The sequence below is a fragment of the Pseudomonas sp. B414 genome (assembly GCF_055408445.1).
The window spans coordinates 154,530-173,080 of sequence record NZ_JBUZTQ010000006.1 but is presented as its reverse complement, the minus strand read 5'-3'; the positions used below and the strand labels follow the sequence as shown (position 1 = coordinate 173,080).

The 18,551-nt window shown below is 59.0% G+C and carries 18 protein-coding genes; 6 read left to right on the top strand and 12 right to left on the bottom strand.

Annotated elements, in window-relative coordinates; all coding sequences use genetic code 11:
* Nucleotides 1-346: 346 nt before the first annotated feature.
* On the top strand, nt 347-1,498 hold the full coding sequence (locus ACZRMH_RS07910) for a M14 family metallopeptidase (RefSeq protein WP_464012924.1): 1,152 nt from the start codon (nt 347-349) through the stop codon (nt 1,496-1,498).
* Here the strand turns inward: ACZRMH_RS07910 and ACZRMH_RS07905 are convergent.
* The 7 genes from ACZRMH_RS07905 to ACZRMH_RS07875 form a co-directional block, all read right to left on the bottom strand.
* Nucleotides 1,495-2,445 carry a Csu type fimbrial protein gene (locus ACZRMH_RS07905; protein WP_464012923.1) on the bottom strand — a complete coding sequence of 317 codons (951 nt, stop codon included), beginning with the start codon at nt 2,443-2,445 and terminating at the stop codon, nt 1,495-1,497. The genes ACZRMH_RS07910 and ACZRMH_RS07905 overlap by 4 nt on opposite strands.
* Complete coding sequence (locus ACZRMH_RS07900; RefSeq protein WP_464012979.1) at nt 2,442-4,763, bottom strand: fimbria/pilus outer membrane usher protein; 2,322 nt, start codon at nt 4,761-4,763, stop codon at nt 2,442-2,444. The genes ACZRMH_RS07905 and ACZRMH_RS07900 overlap by 4 nt, the downstream gene beginning before the upstream one ends.
* A gap of 140 nt (nt 4,764-4,903) precedes the next feature.
* Entirely contained in the window at nt 4,904-5,683 is a 780-nt protein-coding gene (locus ACZRMH_RS07895; protein ID WP_464012922.1) for a fimbrial biogenesis chaperone, read from the bottom strand.
* Nucleotides 5,684-5,708: 25 nt separating this feature from the next.
* A complete protein-coding gene (locus ACZRMH_RS07890) occupies nt 5,709-6,200 on the bottom strand; it encodes a Csu type fimbrial protein (RefSeq protein ID WP_464012921.1) in 492 nt (163 codons plus the stop codon).
* Nucleotides 6,201-6,204: 4 nt separating this feature from the next.
* Nucleotides 6,205-6,732, bottom strand: a complete 528-nt coding sequence (locus ACZRMH_RS07885; RefSeq protein WP_464012920.1) for a Csu type fimbrial protein — start codon at nt 6,730-6,732, stop codon at nt 6,205-6,207.
* A gap of 18 nt (nt 6,733-6,750) precedes the next feature.
* A complete protein-coding gene (locus ACZRMH_RS07880) occupies nt 6,751-7,290 on the bottom strand; it encodes a Csu type fimbrial protein (protein WP_464012919.1) in 540 nt (179 codons plus the stop codon).
* Between the two features lie 16 nt (nt 7,291-7,306).
* Nucleotides 7,307-7,813: a Csu type fimbrial protein gene (locus ACZRMH_RS07875; protein WP_464012978.1), complete on the bottom strand. Its 507-nt coding sequence runs from the start codon at nt 7,811-7,813 to the stop codon at nt 7,307-7,309.
* A 216-nt stretch (nt 7,814-8,029) separates the two neighbouring features.
* Here ACZRMH_RS07875 and ACZRMH_RS07870 point away from each other — a divergent pair, with 216 nt between their 5' ends.
* Nucleotides 8,030-9,340: a protein kinase gene (locus ACZRMH_RS07870; protein WP_464012918.1), complete on the top strand. Its 1,311-nt coding sequence runs from the start codon at nt 8,030-8,032 to the stop codon at nt 9,338-9,340.
* Between the two features lie 147 nt (nt 9,341-9,487).
* On the opposite strand, the gene ACZRMH_RS07865 is transcribed toward ACZRMH_RS07870, so the two are convergent.
* From ACZRMH_RS07865 to ACZRMH_RS07855, 3 genes are all read right to left on the bottom strand, one after another.
* Nucleotides 9,488-10,192 carry a YebC/PmpR family DNA-binding transcriptional regulator gene (locus ACZRMH_RS07865; protein ID WP_464012917.1) on the bottom strand — a complete coding sequence of 235 codons (705 nt, stop codon included), beginning with the start codon at nt 10,190-10,192 and terminating at the stop codon, nt 9,488-9,490.
* Nucleotides 10,193-10,299: 107 nt separating this feature from the next.
* Nucleotides 10,300-11,691, bottom strand: coding sequence for an FAD-dependent oxidoreductase (locus ACZRMH_RS07860; protein WP_464012916.1), 1,392 nt, complete (start codon nt 11,689-11,691; stop codon nt 10,300-10,302).
* Nucleotides 11,692-11,706: 15 nt separating this feature from the next.
* On the bottom strand, nt 11,707-13,032 hold the full coding sequence (locus ACZRMH_RS07855; RefSeq protein WP_464012915.1) for an MFS transporter: 1,326 nt from the start codon (nt 13,030-13,032) through the stop codon (nt 11,707-11,709).
* A gap of 289 nt (nt 13,033-13,321) precedes the next feature.
* Between ACZRMH_RS07855 and ACZRMH_RS07850 the strand changes: the two genes are divergently transcribed.
* Nucleotides 13,322-14,191 carry a LysR substrate-binding domain-containing protein gene (locus ACZRMH_RS07850; RefSeq protein WP_464012914.1) on the top strand — a complete coding sequence of 290 codons (870 nt, stop codon included), beginning with the start codon at nt 13,322-13,324 and terminating at the stop codon, nt 14,189-14,191.
* A 144-nt stretch (nt 14,192-14,335) separates the two neighbouring features.
* Here the strand turns inward: ACZRMH_RS07850 and ACZRMH_RS07845 are convergent, their stop codons facing one another.
* Nucleotides 14,336-15,193 (bottom strand): LysR substrate-binding domain-containing protein, encoded by an 858-nt coding sequence (locus tag ACZRMH_RS07845; RefSeq protein ID WP_464012913.1) that lies wholly within the window; start codon nt 15,191-15,193, stop codon nt 14,336-14,338.
* 116 nt (nt 15,194-15,309) lie between these two features.
* Between ACZRMH_RS07845 and ACZRMH_RS07840 the strand changes: the two genes are divergently transcribed.
* Both ACZRMH_RS07840 and phnX read left to right on the top strand, forming a co-directional pair.
* A complete protein-coding gene (locus tag ACZRMH_RS07840; protein WP_464012912.1) occupies nt 15,310-16,419 on the top strand; it encodes a 2-aminoethylphosphonate--pyruvate transaminase in 1,110 nt (369 codons plus the stop codon).
* A gap of 62 nt (nt 16,420-16,481) precedes the next feature.
* Nucleotides 16,482-17,309 (top strand): phosphonoacetaldehyde hydrolase, encoded by an 828-nt coding sequence (phnX, locus tag ACZRMH_RS07835; protein WP_464012911.1) that lies wholly within the window; start codon nt 16,482-16,484, stop codon nt 17,307-17,309.
* Nucleotides 17,310-17,358: 49 nt separating this feature from the next.
* Here the strand turns inward: phnX and ACZRMH_RS07830 are convergent, their stop codons facing one another.
* Nucleotides 17,359-17,913 (bottom strand): NADPH-dependent FMN reductase, encoded by a 555-nt coding sequence (locus ACZRMH_RS07830; RefSeq protein ID WP_464012910.1) that lies wholly within the window; start codon nt 17,911-17,913, stop codon nt 17,359-17,361.
* A 196-nt stretch (nt 17,914-18,109) separates the two neighbouring features.
* On the opposite strand from ACZRMH_RS07830, the gene ACZRMH_RS07825 reads away from it, so the two are divergent.
* Nucleotides 18,110-18,331, top strand: coding sequence for a hypothetical protein (locus ACZRMH_RS07825; RefSeq protein ID WP_464012909.1), 222 nt, complete (start codon nt 18,110-18,112; stop codon nt 18,329-18,331).
* Nucleotides 18,332-18,551: the final 220 nt, after the last annotated feature.

Genomic DNA, 18,551 nt, shown 5'->3' with positions numbered 1-18,551 from the left:
TTTGACCCGGCTTCTGGCCGGGTCTTTTTTTTGCGGCCAGTTATCTGGCTCTGCGTGCTTCAGGCTAATGAAGTCTGGTGTGCGGCCGGTTTTTTTCGGTGACCGCTACGATAAGGCGATGATAGCAAAAGAACATCGGGAAACGGAAGCCTGAAGTCCTGGACTATGGCCGTAATGGCATTCTAGCACTTGAGAATCAATCGCAAAAACCCTACAATTGTGCGGCGTCAAGGATGACGCCCCCCTTCGCTTTTTCCCTCAACTTATTGTCCAAATTTCCGTATTGGCCTATCGCCATAGCGTTGTACAGTAACGCCCACAATTATTGGATTCCGGGATTTGGACCATGACCGTGGCGCCCTCTGCACTTCATATCAGTAGCGATTTCGACAGCGGCAATATTCAGCTGCTGGATGCCAGCAACCCGCTGCAGGTAAAGCTGGCCATCAAGCCGGATACCAAGAGCCCGCACTTCCAGTGGTTCCACTTCAAGGCCGAGGGCCTGACGCCGGGGCACACGCACCATTTTCAATTGAGCAACGCCAGCCAGTCTTCCTACAACAAAGCCTGGGATGGCTATCAGGCAGTGGCGTCTTACGATCAGGAAAACTGGTTCCGGGTGCCGAGCGATTTCGACGGTACATCCCTGAATTTTCACCTTGCTGCTGAACAGCCCCAGGCGTGGTTTGCCTATTTCGAACCCTACAGCCGCGCGCGTCATGACCAGTTAATCAAGAACGCCCTGCAGTGGTCAGGCTGCGAGTTACTGGCTACCGGCAAAAGTGTCGAAGGCCGCGATATCCAGTTGTTGCGCAAGGGCAACGGCGCCAGCCACAAGCGCAAGATCTGGATCATTGCCCAGCAGCACCCCGGTGAGCATATGGCCGAATGGTTTATGGAGGGGCTCCTTGAACGCCTCGAGCAGGGCAGCGACCCGCAACTGCGCAAGCTGCTGGACTTCGCCGACCTTTACCTGATCCCCAATATGAACCCCGACGGTGCGTTTCACGGGCACTTGCGCACCAACGCCAATGGCCAGGACTTGAACCGCGCCTGGCAAAACACCAGCCCGCAAGTCAGCCCTGAGGTGTTCTTTGCCCTGGAGCAGATGAGCCATTACGGAGTCGACCTGTTTCTGGATATCCACGGCGACGAAGAAATCCCCTATGTATTTACCGCAGGCTGCGAAGGCAACCCAGGGTACACCCCGCGCCTGGCCACTCTGGAAGAACGCTTTCGCTCCCACCTGAGCAACCTGACCAAAGACTTCCAGACCACTCATGGCTACACCCGCGACGAACCCGGGCAAGCCAATATGACCCTGGCCTGCAACAGCGTCGGCCAGCGTTTTGACTGCCTGTCGTTGACCCTGGAGATGCCGTTCAAGGACAACAACGATGCCCCCAACCCGCAGACCGGCTGGGATGGCAAGCGTTCGAAGCAATTGGCCAGGGATGTGCTGACCACGCTCTCGGCAATGGTCAAGGAACTGCGCTAAAAAACCACATCCAGCACCACGCTGTCGGTATAGGTCCCGGCTGGCGGCGTGGCCTGGTCGGTATAGATTTTGGCGTTGTAATTGAAAATCTGACTGCCAGTGCCCAACCCGTTGCCAGGGTTGACCTCGGCCGTCGAACTGGCTCGCCGGGCAGTATCGACACTGCCCCAGCGGGTGGAGCCAGCGCTTTTGAAAATATCGTAGGCCAGGTAGTTGCTGCCGGAAATCATCCGCCGCCGCCCACCGGTGCTGAGCGGATGCAGGCCGTCACTGAACCCCACCGTATAGGCACTGCCTTTGGTACAGGCAACGCTGGCGGTCTGACTTACCGTGCTGAATGCACTGACCACCGGCGCACTGCCAAAGGCGATATTGACTGCGCTGATGGTGCAGTCGTTGGCAACCGTCATGCTCACCGTCAGGTGGGTGATTTTGGCAACTCCTGAATCCGACCCCAGACAAACGTTTCCGATCCCCAACCCGGTGCAGTAGTACCAGTCCCATTGAACAGTCAGTGTTTCGGTATAAACGCCTGCCGCCACATTGTTGATCGCAGTGGTGAAGTACAGGGGAATGGCACTGGGGGCGTTGGAGCCCAGCAGGCCAAAACTGGTAAAATCAAACGTTGTGCCCCGGGCAATGGGATGCGCGGTGGTGTTGCCCGGATAAATTGTGTAGGTAATCACATCCCCGGTAGGCCCCACCAGGCCGCTTTGAGTGGACGTGATCTTAGCCTTGAAATAGGCGGTACTGAACAGGGCGATCCCCCCCGGGGTGCAGCTTATGCCAGCACTCGGCGTGGAGGTACTTTGGGCAACGGTGCGCACCAGGGTTGAACTGATCGTGCCAAAACCGGCCGGGGTGGCCGTAGCGGCAACCGTACAAGCCGCTTGGACCTCAAATGCGGCAAGGCAGCACAACAGCAATCCTGCGATTGCCCCCCTCATTGGCACACCACCGGATCGATCAAGGGCACCTGATCCGTCAAAGGCGGCAATGCAAACTGTGCCCTGCACTGCTGGCCATCGGGCATGATCACCTGCAGTGAGTTTTGTGCCCTAAGGTTTTCCAGATACACCAATCCGTCCCAGCCCACGACCGTACGGCTGCCATTCTGCTCATTCAATACCGCACTGCCCAGCCCCAGATCCTGCTGTTTGCCATCGATCAGGTGCACGCTGGCCGCCGCCACCCGGCGCAATTCGAACGCCAGCAAGTAGCCGCTGCCCCGGCGTACGGCCACACGCTGCTCGACAGTGGGGCTGAGGATATTGGCCGGCAGGTTGAGCGGGTCTATCTCATATTTGCCACGGTAATAGGCACTGCTCCACGGCACCAGCAAATGGCCATTTTTGTCGGTATTACCTATCCATTGATTTTCATAGCGCACACCCACATCGGAAAAGTCCCCGGTACTGACGACCACAAAGGCATCATCAATACGGTTGGCAGCGAATGTCTGCCCGTCCATCCACACCAGTGAACCGCTGGCATCAGCCCAGCGGGTCTGCTGTTGCGAGGTGCCATAGACCCCCGCCTGCAACTGCACCGACTGCAATCGCCAGGTCAGGTCGGCCTGGCGGTAATCCGGGCCATCTCCGCGGGCATAGCCCAGATTGAAACCAACACCGCCCTGGGTCGGCACACTGCGGCTGTAATTGACCCGGTTCTGGGTGACGCCGGAAGCGCTGCGCTCGGAACCAAAACTGAAGTTGCCGCGCAAATCAAAGGGCACCACGATCTGCGCCTGCATGGCCCAGTTGCTGTCATCCAGGTCACGGTTGGCCGAGACATACAGGCTGCTGTTGAACCACAGGGGCGTGCTCCAGCTCAGGTTAAGCAAGCGCGTGCGAGAAGCATCGGCAGCCACCACATCGAAATACCCGGCGCCCAGGCTGCCAAAGCGGTCCAGGTTAAGGGCCAGGGTCACTTGCTCGCTGCGCTGGCTGAGGCTGATGTAATCGGTGTCGATAACCGACAGATCGGCGTAGTCGGCAAACCGTTGCAGGCGTTGATAGGCAAAACTGAATCGTTGTGTGCTGTATTGATAACCCAGGCTCGCCTGACGGCCACTACGGCCATCAAATTGGCTTTGACTCACGGCGCTGTTGAGTACGCCGAAATTGCCCAGCTTGAGGTTGCCACCCAATCCGCCCAAGGTTAGCGAGTCAGAAGCTTCCAGATGGCTTTCAAGGGTCAGGCTGTTAGTCAGGCCATAGCGCAGGCTGCCTGATGTCACGCCGGGGCCGTAGGCAAAATCTTCGATCCCGTAACCGCGACGTACACTGCCCGCCGATACACTGAAGTCACTCAAGCCTTGTTGCAGCAAGGTGCTGGTCACATAAAACGGCACGCTGGTGGACACTTGCCGGCCCAGCGCATCAGTGGTCACCACCACAGCCTCACCGGCACCATTGATAAAAGGTACGTTGGTCAGGGTATAGGGGCCAGGTTGCAGGTTTTCGCTGGAAGATTTGTAGCCATTGATAAACAGATCCACCGAGGATGGAACCGCCGCCTCCCCGGAAAACTGCGGCAACGGATAGGTCACCAGGTCCGGACGCACGCCAAAGTCCCGCGATACCTGCACCCCGCCCATGCGGATGGCACTGGTCCAGGGCAAGGCGCCGCTGATCAGGTCGCCCGCCTCGTAGGTGAGCATGCGTTCATCGTCGGAGAAGCGCCAGGTCGTGTCATAACGCAGGTAGCCGTTGTCGAACTGACTCCCGGACGGGGCGACGATGCTGCGCCGGTATTGCCCGGTATTGGATAGCGTGCCCCAGCTGTCAAACAGCCGCACTTCATTCCAGGCAGCCAGATAGGAGCCGGCGTCATCGGTATCGTTAAGATACAGATCGTAATTGAACAACACGCCAAAGCTGCTCATGGCTTCGCTGCGCGGGTAGGTCGAGCGCCTGCCCAGCACTTGTTCGGGCAACCAGTCGGGCGGCACATCCAGCAGCAGACGCTGGCCCTGAATGTCGTACTCGCTGTGCAAGCCCGGGATGCTGTCCAGGCCGACTTCCTCGGGGGGCGTAGTGGGCAAATGAATCCCGGCCTCCTGCAGCACACTCGCTTGCAGATACAATTGGCCTGCTCGTTGCTGCACGTTCACCAGACGTCCTGTGTTCATTTGATTGACCACCAGTTCCAGATACAGCGGGGCATCGGCGACAGCCTCCAGGCTGGCAGGCGGTGGCGGCAGGTCAGCAGCCTCAATCGAGCACACCCAGAGCACGCTGCACAGGCTGGTGCAGGCCAGCACCCGCAGCCTGCTCAATTCCACGTCCGATCATTCAATAGCCGCTCCTTGCTATAGCTCCTTCGACGCGTTTACCCCCGCATGCAGAGCGATGGCATGACCAGAGGACTCGCCGAGGATCACCTGTCTGGCTCCTGCCAGGGTTATTGGCCTAAGGGCAGCGCCTGCAACGTTGTCTGGCCATTGACCCGCACCTGCAGCGTATCGCCCTGCGCGGCCGGTACTGGCCAGCGCATGCTGGCTCCCGGTAACACATAGCCAAACAACCCCTCCACGACCGGCTTTGACTGACTACCCGATTTGAGCGAAGCCTCGGTCAACCGCGCATGCACAGCACCACGATTGATCAGCTCGATATAGGGTTTGCCATCAACCTTGAGCGTGCGCCCGCTCAATTGCGGCAAACCTGCACCGGCCTGATCCCGCGGACGGCTTGCATCAGGTTTGCTCCACAGCCCGGCACCATAGGCAAACAACGGCACCGAATAGCGCATTTGCAAGCGAATGGCCGCCGCCGTCTTGTTGCTGCCGGGTTCTGCCGGGGGCAACGGCAACGGGATCTCATCGATAATGATGCGATAGGCGTGCTCCTCGCCTGCGGGGAAAGTCTTGGCGCGGGTCAGGCGAATCAACTGCTTTTGCCCGGGCTGGATGGTGGCTACGGGCGGGCTGCCAACCACATCACGCTGGTTCTGGTACTTGTCGTCGAAGCCTTCCTGGTTCCAGGCAAATACCCGAATCTGCAAGTTGGCGGGGGTATCACCACGGTTTTCCAGCCACAAGGCACTGGCCTGCTGGTCAGCTTCCAGTACCGGGTCAATGGGCCAGATCAAAATCGAACTGGCCGCCTGCGCCGACTGGGCCAGGCCCAATGCCAGCAAGCTAAAAGCCAGGCCCTGAACTGGCCGTAGGAATGACTGCATAAACAAGCTCCTGATCCCTGGATCATCAATAAGTTATTTGCACCAGCAACGTGTCGCTATAGGTGCCCGCTGGCTGGTTACCTGGCAATAGCACATAGCCATAAATCGGCAGACTGATGGCATTGGCGTCGGTGTAAGGCACATTGACCGATTGCGCGACACCCAGGCTTTGGCTATGGGCCGCGTCCCGAAACAGCTGGTAGCCAATTTGCGCAGTACCACTGCCAATCTGCAAGCGGCGCCCGCTGACGTTATGCAAACCACCATCGACCGTCATGCTCACTGTCACCCCCGGGGTGCATTGCAATGCCACACCGCCAGTCAGCGCCACACTCACCGCGGCCGTCGAAAGGGCCGGATAAGTGCCGAAGGTCAAGGTTCCGTACAGGCCGCCCGTACTGGTTACCACACAGCCCGGCACAATGCTGGCACTGACCTGCAGCGTTGCTGTGGGTGCAGCACACACCACTGCACTGAACGAGCACAGCAGCACTGATGCTGCGCGCGACCACGCCACAGCCTTAGAAGGTCAACACAACTGAGATGGTGTCGCTGTAACTCCCGGCTGGCAGTCCGGCCTTGCCAGTGGCTTTACCGTAGAGATTGACCGTCTTCTCGGTACCGTCACTGAGCTGGAGATCAACCTCGTCACCGATCTCCAGCAGGTCTGCATACCCGGTGTCGCTGTACAGGTCATAGCCCACGAAATTGCCGGAGCTCGCCATGGCCCGGGTACCTTCATCCGCCTCCCCATCGTGAGCACCGGCTCCCAGGGTCAACTTGGGCGTGGTTCCGGCCGAACAGAGGATCCTGAGGGCCGACCCGCCGCTCAGCACCTGGCCCGTCGCGGTACTGAACAGCGACGTGGTGGTACCAAAATTCAAGGCACCAAAAGTCGCCCCGTCGGCACCTGCAACCCCGTTGATCAGGCAACTGGAGGTCAGGACCAATGAGGCGTTGATATTGCCGCCGACTGTTTGCGCCTGAACCGGACCGACCAACATCAAGCCTAACAATGAGAAACCCAGCGTTGATTTAAGTACGCGCATCGTGCACCCCACTCCTGTTTACCAATCCAGCGTCACCCGAAGCGTGTCGCGATAGACACCCGCCGGCAGTGCTTTTGGACTCGTCATCACCATGCCATACACCGGGATCGGTACATGACCACCACTTGCCACCACAAAATCGTGTTGCTGCCCGATGCTGTAGCTGTTGCTGCCAGCAGCATCCAGATACAAACGGTAAGGGATCATTTGCTGGCCATTACTTAGCTGGCGAGTCGTGCCATTGCCGTGATTGCCACCATCAATGGAAACCGAGAAACCCTTCACAGCGGGGTTGCAGGTCACCTTCAAGTTACTCTCGTTACCCTCAAGCAGCCCCGTGACGGGGGTATTCCAGGTCGGGCCCCGCGAACCAAAATTGAGCGTGCCCAGGTTATCGTGGCGGTTTTCGTCCCCTACACCCGCCCCGCTACTTACCTGGCAACTGGCCATAATCACCAATCGCGCCTGAATCTGCCCGCTAAGCGTGCTCGCCTGCACACCCGCGCACAGCAGAGCACAGGTAGCAAAGAGGACTGACAACTGCGCAGGGCCGACCATATGCATACTCCTGGCGCTACCACGTAAGGGTGACTTTCAACAGGTCGGCATACAGCCCGGCCGGGGGAATCTGCTGCAAAGGCTCAATGCGCCCATATAACGGCAATTCGACCGAGCCGCTATCTGGCACAGTGCCACTGACCGGCACATTCACCGGCAAGGGAATCTGCCGGGCCGGGTCGCGGAACAATCGATAAGGGATCTGCGGTCTACCCGGCCCCAGGACCAGATAGCGAACATCGGCAGTGCCACCATGCTGGCCACCGTCGATTTGAATTTGATAAGTGGTATCCGGGTTGCATTCCAGGCGTGGTAAACGCGGGTTTATCAACGTTGCACTCAAGGGTGCAGATCGACCGTCCAGGCGCGCGGCACGACCAAAATCAAGCATCCCCAGGTAATCGACACCTGCGTCACGGGTGACGCCCACCAATTGGCAGCCCCGCTCGACGATGACTCGCACCTGCACTTCGTACTGCGCCGACCAGGCACAAGTACTGAACAAGGAGCCAATGATGACCATCCCTAGGCGTTGATACACGACTATTCCTTGCGTGTTTTTGTAGGATGAAGACTAGCATTGAAGAGCGATTCGTCCATCTGCGCGCCCAATTAAACAATCTTGTACCGTTCGTCGATTTCGGTCTTCAGGCAACTGCGTGCAAAGGCTCGGCCCAACGCCGATTAATCGCTATCATGCGCGACACATTTGCCCACCCACGAGTACCCGATCCTGCTTATGGATACCCTCGCTAAACTGCGCGCCAGCCAATTGGCGGGCGTCAAACGCCTTGATCTGTCGTGCGGCCTGACCGAGTTCCCGGTCGAGATTTTCCAGCTGGCGGACTCACTGGAAATCCTCAACCTGAGCGGTAATGCCCTGAGCAGCCTGCCCGGCGACCTGCATCGCCTGACACGCTTGCGCATCCTGTTTTGCTCGGATAACCAGTTCACCGAGCTGCCGGCCTGCCTGGGCCAATGCGAACAGTTGAGCATGATCGGCTTCAAGGCCAACCGCATCGAACATGTGCCGGGCGAGGCGCTACCACCCTTGCTGCGCTGGCTGATCCTGACCGACAACTGCATCAGCCAGTTGCCCGAAGAACTGGGCCAGCGGCCACTGCTGCAAAAGCTGATGCTGGCAGGTAACCGTTTGCAGCAACTGCCCCGCAGCCTGGCCAACTGCGAGCGCCTGGAGTTGATCCGCCTGGCTGCCAACCAGTTCGACGGACTGCCTGACACTGTATTGGCACTGCCTGCCCTGAGCTGGCTGGCCTATGCCGGTAACCCGCTACGTGAAGACGCCAGCATTTATCGCGCGCCCGACAACATGCCTAATATTGACTGGTCGCAGCTTGAGATCGGGCAAAAACTGGGCGAAGGCGCTTCCGGGGTCATTTATCAGGCGCGCTGGATTGCACCCGATCAGGCTAGCCAGTCAGTAGCCGTAAAACTGTACAAAGGCAGCATCACCAGCGACGGCTCGCCGCTCAATGAAATGAATGCCTGCATCGCTGCGGGCCAGCATCCCAATCTGATCAAGGTGCTGGGCCGGGTTACAGGCCATTCTGACAATCAGGCTGCTCTGGTGATGGAATTGATCGACCCGTCGTTTATCAACCTGGCGGCCCTGCCCAGTTTTGATACCTGCAGCCGCGACGTGTATGCCGACAGCACCCGTTTTACCTGCGACAGCGCCTTGCGTATTGCACGGGGCATCGCCTCGGCGGCAGGCCACCTGCATGCACAGGGCATCTGCCATGGCGATTTGTACGCGCACAATATTCTGTTCAATGCCCGGGGTGACTGCCTGCTGGGGGATTTTGGCGCAGCGTGCTTCCACGCCATCGACGACAGTGCCCAGAGCATGGCGCTGCAGCGCATCGAAGTGCGGGCATTCGGGATTTTGCTGGGGGAATTGCTGGAGCGGATCGACTCAGGTTTGAGTGATCACCAGCGCGCTGCTTTGCAAGAGTTGCAACAGCGCTGCATCCAGCCAGAAGTGCTGGCGCGACCGGATTTTGCACAAGTCATACGCATGCTGGGCTAAACCTGTAGTCGCTGCCGAGGAACGAGGGCTGCGAGCTCTTTGATCATAAAGGCTCGCGGCTTTCGTTTTGATCGTAAAGGCTCGCAGCCTTCGTTCCTCGGCAGCGACTACACATCGATAACGTCGGTGAAGTCGGTATGACCCGCCTTACGCCAACGCCACAAACATATCCTGCACGTCGTCCTGCTCTTCCAGCTTGGCCAGGAACTCCTGGACTTCAGCCATTTGCTCGTCGGTCAAACCGCTCACCGGATTTTTCGGCTGGTAGCCCAACTTGGCTGAAACCACGGTGAAGCCTTGCTCCGGCAGGGCTTTTTGCACCGCGTCCAGGTCAGTCGGCTCGGTGATAAACAAGGTCGTGCCTTCTTCTTCACCTTCTTCGAAATCCTGGGCGCCCGCTTCAATCGCGGCCATCTCCGGATCGGCGTCCGGGGTATCCGGTTTGGCTTCGATCATGCCTACGTGGTTGAAATCCCAGGCCACCGAACCCGAAGCGCCCAACTGGCCCTTGCGGAAGGCAACGCGGATTTCCGCCACAGTACGGTTGATATTGTCCGTCAGGCACTCAACGATCAGCGGCACCTGATGCGGGGCAAAACCTTCGTACGTTACGCGGTGGTATTGCACGGCCTCAGTACCGATACCGGCACCCTTGTTGATCGCGCGCTTGATGGTGTCAGCCGGCATCGAGGCTTTCTTGGCCTGTTCATAGACCAGACGCAAGTGCGAGTTCATGTCCGGGTCGGCGCCGTTGCGGGCAGCAACCGTCAGCTCCTTGGCCAGCTTGCCAAAAATCTTGCCGCGGCTGTTGGCGGCGTCCGCTTTATGTTTAACCTTCCACTGTGCGCCCATTACTCACTCTCTCAATCTGGTGTGTCGCGGCATATCGGCCGTCGAATGGGTGCAAGTTTAACCGGCAAGAAGTCGTCAATCGACCAAAAAATCCAATCAATACCTGCTTAGCCCTTGTCAGCCTTGCCCGCAGCCGCGGCAAATCGGGCCAGGCGCACGTCCAGATGCCGGGGCCGATGGCCATGATCCTCGGCCCGCTCCTTGCGCCGAATGGCATTGCGCACCATCAGCGAACCCAGGTAACGAATCGGCTCTGGCGGGAAATACCCCAACGGGCCATTGACCAGCGGCGAGCGTGTCCAGTCATTGGCCAGCCCCTGCACCAGCGACGCCAATATCTGCCCGCCCATATGGCATGGCCCCACGCCGCTGCCCGAATAGCCAAAGCCATAGAAGACATTGCCATGGCTGCTCATCTGACCAAAAAACGGCAAACCGGTGACAGAACGGTCCGAAGGCCCGTTCCAGGTCGCTTCCACGCCAACCCCGGCAAAGGCCGGAAAAAACTGCGCCAGGCTTTGGCCCAGCAACCCGGCATAAGGCGAAGGCTGATCAAACACCGGCAGCATTCGCCCGCCATAGGCAAAGGTGTTACCGCCCTTGCCCAGCATGATTCGCCCGTCCGGGGTGTTGTGGTAGTAGTGCACGAAAATGCGCGAATCGAGCACGGTCACACCGCTGGTCAGGCCGATTTCCTGCAACAGATCCGGGCGCGGTTCGGTGATCAGCATATCGCTGGACACAATCGCCACACTGCGCTCGAACTGCGGGAATGCCCGGGCCATCCAGGCATTCATCGCCAGCACCACGCGGTCAGCACGGATGCTCCCGGCCGAGGTGCGGATCAGTGCCGGGGCGCCCTCCTCCAGCCCGATCATCGGGGTGTTTTCATAAATCCGCACCCCCAACTGCAAAGCCACCCGGCGCAGTCCGCGCACCAGCTTGCCCGGCTGGACGCTGGCCGCCGCCGGGGAAAACCAGCCTTCCACATGCTGGGCCGAGCCGGCCCGGCGCTGCACCTCGTCAACCGGCAACTTGCTGAACGAGTTGATGGATTGACGCGCCAGCGCCGCAATCACGCCGTCGGTCGAACCGACCTGGGCCTGATTGGTCGCGGTATACAGGGTGCCATCGAGGCGATAATCGGCATCCACCGCATACTTTTCGCAGAACGCGCCAATCGCATAAATGCTCTGCTCCGAGGCCTTGACCAGCCGTACCGCCTCCTCCACCCCGAACAAGCGTTCAAGGGTGAAGTACTTGGCCGACCACGACAGCGCACAACCACCGTTACGCCCGCTGGCACCTGCGCCACAGATATCAGCCTCAATCAGCACCACATCCAGCTCGGGGTTTTGCTCCTTGAGCATGATGGCCGTCCACAATCCGGTGTAGCCGCCGCCCACGATACAGACCTGGGCACGGCTCTCGCCGGCCAGCGCGTCACAAGGTTCGCTAGTTTCCAGGGCAAGCGCCTGCTCCAGCCAAAAAGGTCGCATGGATAGTTCTCCCACTCAGGTGCGCAAGGGTTTGATCAGCAAGGGATGGTTGGGCACAAAGGCGCAATAGGGCTTGAGCCCCGCAGGTCGGCTGTTCCAGTGCGGGATCAGCACCAGCGAGGAAAACAGCGCGCAACAGGCAAACACGATAAACACCGTGACCGTGTCGAAATAGCCGGGCAGCAAACCGCCGAGAATCGCCCCGACCGAACCGCAGCCATTGACGAAGCCTGCTGCGGTAGCGCCGGCTTTGGCGGTGCCGAAGTCGATGGCGGCAGCACCACTGATCATCGAATCCGGCCCGTACAGGGTCAAGCCCATAAAGAACAGCAGGGCCACCACCAGCGCCACGCTGCCGGTATGTAGTGCACCCATAAAGAACGCGAGGGAAATGGTCAGCGCCAGCAAGCTCAAGACACAGGCTGGCATGCGCCGGGCGCCAAAGAGCTTGTCGGAAGCCAGGCCGATCATGATCGGCCCCAGCAACCCTGCCAGTTCAAAGGCAGTAGGAATGATTGCAGCGCCGACTTTGCCCACTTGCGGCATCTGCTCAAACACGATGACCGGGCCCCACAACAGAATCGCGTAGCGCGCGGGTTTGAGCATGAAATACGCCAGGCCCAGGGTCAGTACCGTGCGATTGCGCATGATCTCGCGCAGGGGTGCCCACACGCTGATGCGCTTTTCGGCAGCAACTTCATCGGCGCTCATTTCCGGTTCTGGCTCAACCGCTGGCAGGCCGACATCTTCCGGTTTGTTGCGCTGGAAGATAAAGAACAGCACCGCCACCACTGCTACCACTGCGGCACTGGAAATAAACGCGGCATGCCAGCTGCCAACCAGCGTATAGGCCCACCACCCGGCAAAGGGTGAAGCCACCAGCCCGCCAAAGGCGTAGCACGAACTCCATAGCCCCAGCACCCGACCGCGTTGCTCAGAGGGGAAGAAACTGCCGATGTTTTTGCACAGCCCCGACCAGCCTGTCGATTGCGCCAGCCCCTGGATCAGCATGCAGGTGGCAAAGATCGGCAGAGTGGCGTAGGTGCCCATGACCAGCGCCGCCAGCGCCGAGATGATCAAACCGCCCAGCACCACAACCCGGGGGCCAAAGCGATCGGCGAGGATGCCCCAGGTAAATTGCCCTACGGCATAGGCAGCCAGGTAGATGGCATCGAGGTTGGCCATGGCCATCTTGTCCAGATGAAAGCTGGGGTCTTCGCCGATCCCCAACTTGGCAACGGCAAAAGCTTTGCGGGTGAAGTAAAAGGCCGCGTAGGCCAGCCAGGTGATAGCAAAAATCTGCACGCGCCAACGTTTGATGGTGGCAATGGACTTGTTCATGTCGGGTCTGACCTCAGAGGTGGAATGTGCCGGCAGAATCAGAAAAGAACGCCTGTTTTTTTATTGTGTTGAGCACTTCAATACCGCCCTTCAGACCAGGGCGGTATTTATCAGACACACCATGAACGCCCGTTTTTCTTGGGTTTTAGGGTCGTTCAAGAACGTGTCACGACCCGGCGCTATCGAGGACATAACGTCGGGCTGAGGTCGATCAAAGCAATTACTGATTAATAGGTAAAATCGATTTATCGTATTTCACTCATAAGTCCAGCTTGTAAGAGGTTATCCGATGTCGGTTTCCCACGCGCAGTTGAGGGCCTTTCACGCAGTTGCTGTCCACGGCAGTTTTACCCGCGCCGCCGAAAGGTTGTTTTTAAGCCAGCCGGCCATCTCCGATCAGGTGCGCAAACTTGAAGAGCGTTTTGGCGTGTTGCTGTTTCACCGCAACAAACGCTCGGTGCGCCTGACCGACCTGGGCGAGCGCCTGCTGAGCATCACCCAGCGCCTGTTTGTGGTGCAGGCCGAGGCCCAGGAGTTGCTGCAGGACTCCCAGGCCCTGCAAACCGGCAGCCTGATTCTGGCGGTGGACGCCCCGGTTCACGTACTGCCGCAAATCGCCCGTTTCTGCGAGCGCTACCCCGGCATCACGGTAAAAATCGAAACCGGCAACACCGACGAATCCCTGGCGCGGCTGTTCAATTACCAGGCGGACCTGGCCCTATTGGGACGCGATATCAGCGACGAGCGACTGCTGAGCGTGCCCTTGCGCAGCGATCCGATGGTGGCGTTTGTGGCGCGCACCCACCCGTGGGCCAGTCGCAGCTCCATCTGCCTGGCCGACCTGGATGACACACCGCTGGTGTTGCGTGAGGTGGGTTCGGTGACCCGGCAAACCCTTGAAGAAGAAATGAGCCAGGCAGGCTTGCGCATCCGCGCCGCAATCCAGGTTGAGGGCCGCGAGGCTGCCCGTGAAGCGGTGGTGGTCGGGATTGGCGTGGGGGTGGTCTCGGCAGCGGAATTCGGCTCGGACTCACGGGTATGCGCCCTGCCCATCACCGACTGCAAAAGACGCCTGACCGAGACCCTGGTATGCCTGCAAGAGCAGAGCTCGCGGCGGGTGGTGGCGACTTTTTTGGAGATAGTGCGGGAGAGTTTGTAAAAGCTCACCATCCCCTCAAACGTGGTAGCGGCGGCACGAAATTTGTGGGAGCGGGCTTGCTCGCGATTCAAGCGACACGGACTGCCAGGAACACCGCGGCGCTACCTTCGCGAGCAAGCCCGCTCCCACAGGGTCGCGACGTTTCTACGGTGCCAGTTCCATAAACGCCTTGATCAAGCGCAACTCGGCCCGCCGCTCCATGCAACCGAGCATATGCAGGTTGACCAGCCCTGCACCATTGATCGGCACCGCACACACACGGGGGTCATGGCTGACTTCTGCCGACGACACAATGCCCACGCCCAACTGCGCTGCCACGGCCTCGGTGACAGCCTCACGACTGTCCAGCTCCAGCAACACCCGCGGGGTGACCCCCGCCTGTTCACAGGCGCTATCGAAAGTACGCCGGGTAATCGAAGTCGGCTCACGCAATACCATGATCACCTGATCCAGTTGCTCAATAGCAATACCATCTGCCAGCGCCAGCCACGGGTGATGGGCAGGCACCAAAGCGCATATCCGCGACTCATCCAACGCACGCAAAGTCAGGCCCTTGCGCGGCTCCACTTCGGTCAGCACCGCCACATCAGCATGCTCGGACAACAACGCCGCCAGGGTTTCCTGGGCATTGCCCAAACGCAAATTTACGGTAATCCCCGGGTAGCGTGCGCGCAGGCTCGCCAGCATCGGCATCACCAGATGCGGGCCATCGGCTGCCACCTCAAGCCGCCCGGTGAGCAACTGCCGATTGGCCTCCAGCATGACCTGGGCCTCATCCACCAACCCGAACATGGCCCGGGTAATCGCCGCCAGCTTGGTGCCCTCCTCGGTCAATTCCACCCGCCGCGCCGTGCGTCGCAGCAAGGTGATCTGGTAGTGCTCTTCAAGCGCCTTGATATGCCCGGTCACCGCCGGCTGGCTGATAAACAGACGGGCCGCCGCCCGGGTAAAACTGCCTTCACGGGCCACCGCATCAAACGCACGCAGCTGGAATAAATTCATATCTATAAGCCTCACTGATGGCTGGCATAACAACAAACAATTTGATTGATAGCAACTCAAACTGCAATTTATGCCGTGTATCCAGTAGCCATCCCAACGCTTGTGAGGAAACCAGAATGAGTACTGCCGCGCCGATCCTGCTGACCCCTGGCCCCCTGACAACCTCGGCGCGTACCCGCCAGGCGATGATGGTCGACTGGGGCTCATGGGATGACAGCTTCAACCAGCTGACTGCCAGCCTCTGCGAACAGCTGCTGGCCATTATCAACGGCGCAGACAGCCATCATTGCGTACCCCTGCAAGGCAGCGGCACCTTCGCCGTCGAAGCTGCCATCGGCACCCTGGTACCACGAGACGGCAATGTACTGGTGCTGATCAACGGCGCCTACGGCAAACGCCTGGCCAAGATCTGCGAGGTACTGGGTCGACGCTTCAGCACGTTTGAAACCGCTGAAGATGAACCCACCACCGCTGCCGACGTCGACCGCCTGCTGCGTGCCGACCCGAGCATCAGCCATGTGGCCTTGATCCACTGCGAAACCAGTACCGGCATCCTTAACCCGCTGCCCGAGATTGCCGCAGTCATCGCCCGGCACGGCAAACGGCTGATTATCGACGCCATGAGCTCCTTTGGCGCCTTGCCGATCGATGCCCGGCAAGTGCCTTTTGACGCATTGATTGCTGCCTCCGGCAAATGCCTGGAAGGCGTACCCGGCATGGGCTTTGTGTTCGCCCGCAAAGAAGCGCTGGGCAACGCCGCTGGTAACAGCCATTCACTGGCAATGGACCTGCACGATCAGCACGCTTACATGAGCAAAACCGGACAATGGCGCTTTACCCCGCCGACACACGTGGTCGCGGCCCTGCACGAAGCGCTGCTGCAATACAACGAAGAAGGCGGCTTGCCTGCTCGCCACCAGCGTTACGCCAACAACTGCCAGGCACTGCTCGACGGCATGGCCAAATTGGGTATCCGCAGCTTCCTGCCAGAGGCCATTCAGGCGCCGATTATCGTCACCTTCCATGCGCCCACAGATCCGCGCTACCAGTTCAAGGAGTTCTACGAACGGGTCAAGGCCAAGGGTTTCATCCTGTATCCGGGCAAATTGACCCAGGTTGAAACATTTCGCGTGGGCTGCATTGGCCACGTCAACCAGGCCGAGATGCAGGCGGCGGTGAGCGCTGTAGGCCAGGTGCTGAAAGAGATGGAAGTTTTTGAAATCTGATGTGCTAGCAGCAACCCAAATTACTTCGTGCGGCACAGCCCGCTCACACAGGATTTACTGACATGAACTACACCAACCCAAGCAAGCTGCAAGCCGCCATCCTCGACTGGGCAGGTACCGTGGTCGACTTTGGCTCGTTTGCCCCTACCCAGATTTTTGTCGAAGCCTTTGCCGAGTTCGACGTGCAGGTGTCCATCGAAGAAGCCCGCGGCCCCATGGGCATGGGCAAGTGGGACCATATCCGCACCCTGTGTGATCAGCCGCAAATCACCGAACGCTACAAAAAAGTATTTGGCCGCGCGCCGACTGATGAAGACGTGACCGCGATCTACCAACGCTTTATGCCACTGCAAATCGAAAAAATCGCCGAGCATTCCGCGTTGATCCCCGGTGCGCTGGACACCATCGCCCAACTGCGTGAGCAAGGCATCAAGATCGGTTCATGCTCGGGCTACCCGGCGCAAGTCATGGCCAAAGTGGTTGAACTGGCCGCCACCAATGGCTACGTTGCCGACCACGTCGTGGCCACCGATGAAGTCCCTAATGGTCGCCCTTGGCCCGCTCAGGCACTGGCCAACGTGATCGCGCTGGGCATCGATGATGTGGGCGCCTGCGTCAAGATCGACGACACCGTGCCGGGCATTCTTGAAGGTCGCCGCGCGGGCATGTGGACCGTCGCACTGGTGTGTTCAGGCAATGCCCTAGGCTTGAGCTACGAGCAGTACAAAGCACTGGACGCCGCCACTCTGGCCAGCGAGCGCACGCGCATTCACGCCCTGTTCGCAGGTTCCCGCCCGCACTACCTGATCGACACCATCAGCGACCTGCCGGACGTGATTGCCGATATCAACCGGCGCCTGGCCAAGGGTGAGATGCCACAAAGCAGTTGATGGCCGCAAGGTTCAAGCCGCACGCATGGTGCTTGCGGCTTTTGCCCTGTTAACGATGGCGTTCAACCCACCCGGCAAACTGATCGATAAATTTCTGCAGAAACGGTCGGGTTTTATCCGACAGCTTGCCAGATGCATCAAACGCATCCCCTGCCCCTCCCAGGTAAGCCTCAGGCTGCTGCATGCACGGCACATCAAGGAACACCAGCGACTGGCGCAAATGATGATTCGCCCCAAAGCCGCCAATCGCCCCCGGCGAAACGCTGATCACTGCGCCCGGCTTGCCACTGAAGACACTTTGCCCATAAGGCCGCGAACCGACATCAATGGCGTTTTTCAACACGCCTGGCACCGAACGGTTGTACTCGGGGGTCACAAACAGCACGGCATCGGCCGGGCGGATCTGATCGCGGAACACGGTGTAGGGCGCTGGCGGCGACGCGCCATCAATGTCTTCGTTATAAAGCGCCAGCTCACCGATCTCGACAATAAACAGTTTCAGGCTGGGCGGCGCCAGTTCTGCCAGGGCCTGGGCCACTTTTCGATTGAGCGAATCCTTCCTCAAACTGCCAACCAACACTGCAACACTGTAGACCTTGCTCATGGAAAACCCCGAGTCAGTAGCTGTAGGAAGAGTAGTTATAGATGATCGGACGGCTTTCTTGCACCCCAGTTCACCCTATCGACCTGCAAGCCTGTAAAGTAGGGGGACTATTTTTTTCACATTGTTAAACTTCCCCTGCTGAACAACGGTCTACAGAACCGCAAATTGGGTGTTTATCTCCAGAGGTTCTCTACAAATGGCGGCAGTTCTCGTTGGACAATTTCATGCAAGAGATGCGGAAGGCCGTGTCTATTCCGTGCATGAATTTGAAGATGCACAAGCAACCGGCGACCAGCCCGTAATAACGTACAAACTGGCCATTGGCGATCGCGTCAAAAAGCACGATGACAACAACTTCGAGCTGGTGCAGTCGGGTGTCATTCTGGTTCGCGACCCGTCCCCCGTCGTCGCGGCCTGATCTGCCGTTCAGGGCGTACACGTTTAAAGTCAAAGGATGAGACATGGATCAGGCGTTTGCAACGCTGAAACCTCATCTGCCGGACACTAGTGTCCTGTCTCGTGAATACGATCCTTTTTTGACGAGTGGCTGTTGTTGTCAGGCAAGGCGCCGCGACGACTCATAGCTGGCTATGGGGAGGAGCGGCAACGCGGCATGACGACAACAGACGCCGTCAAAA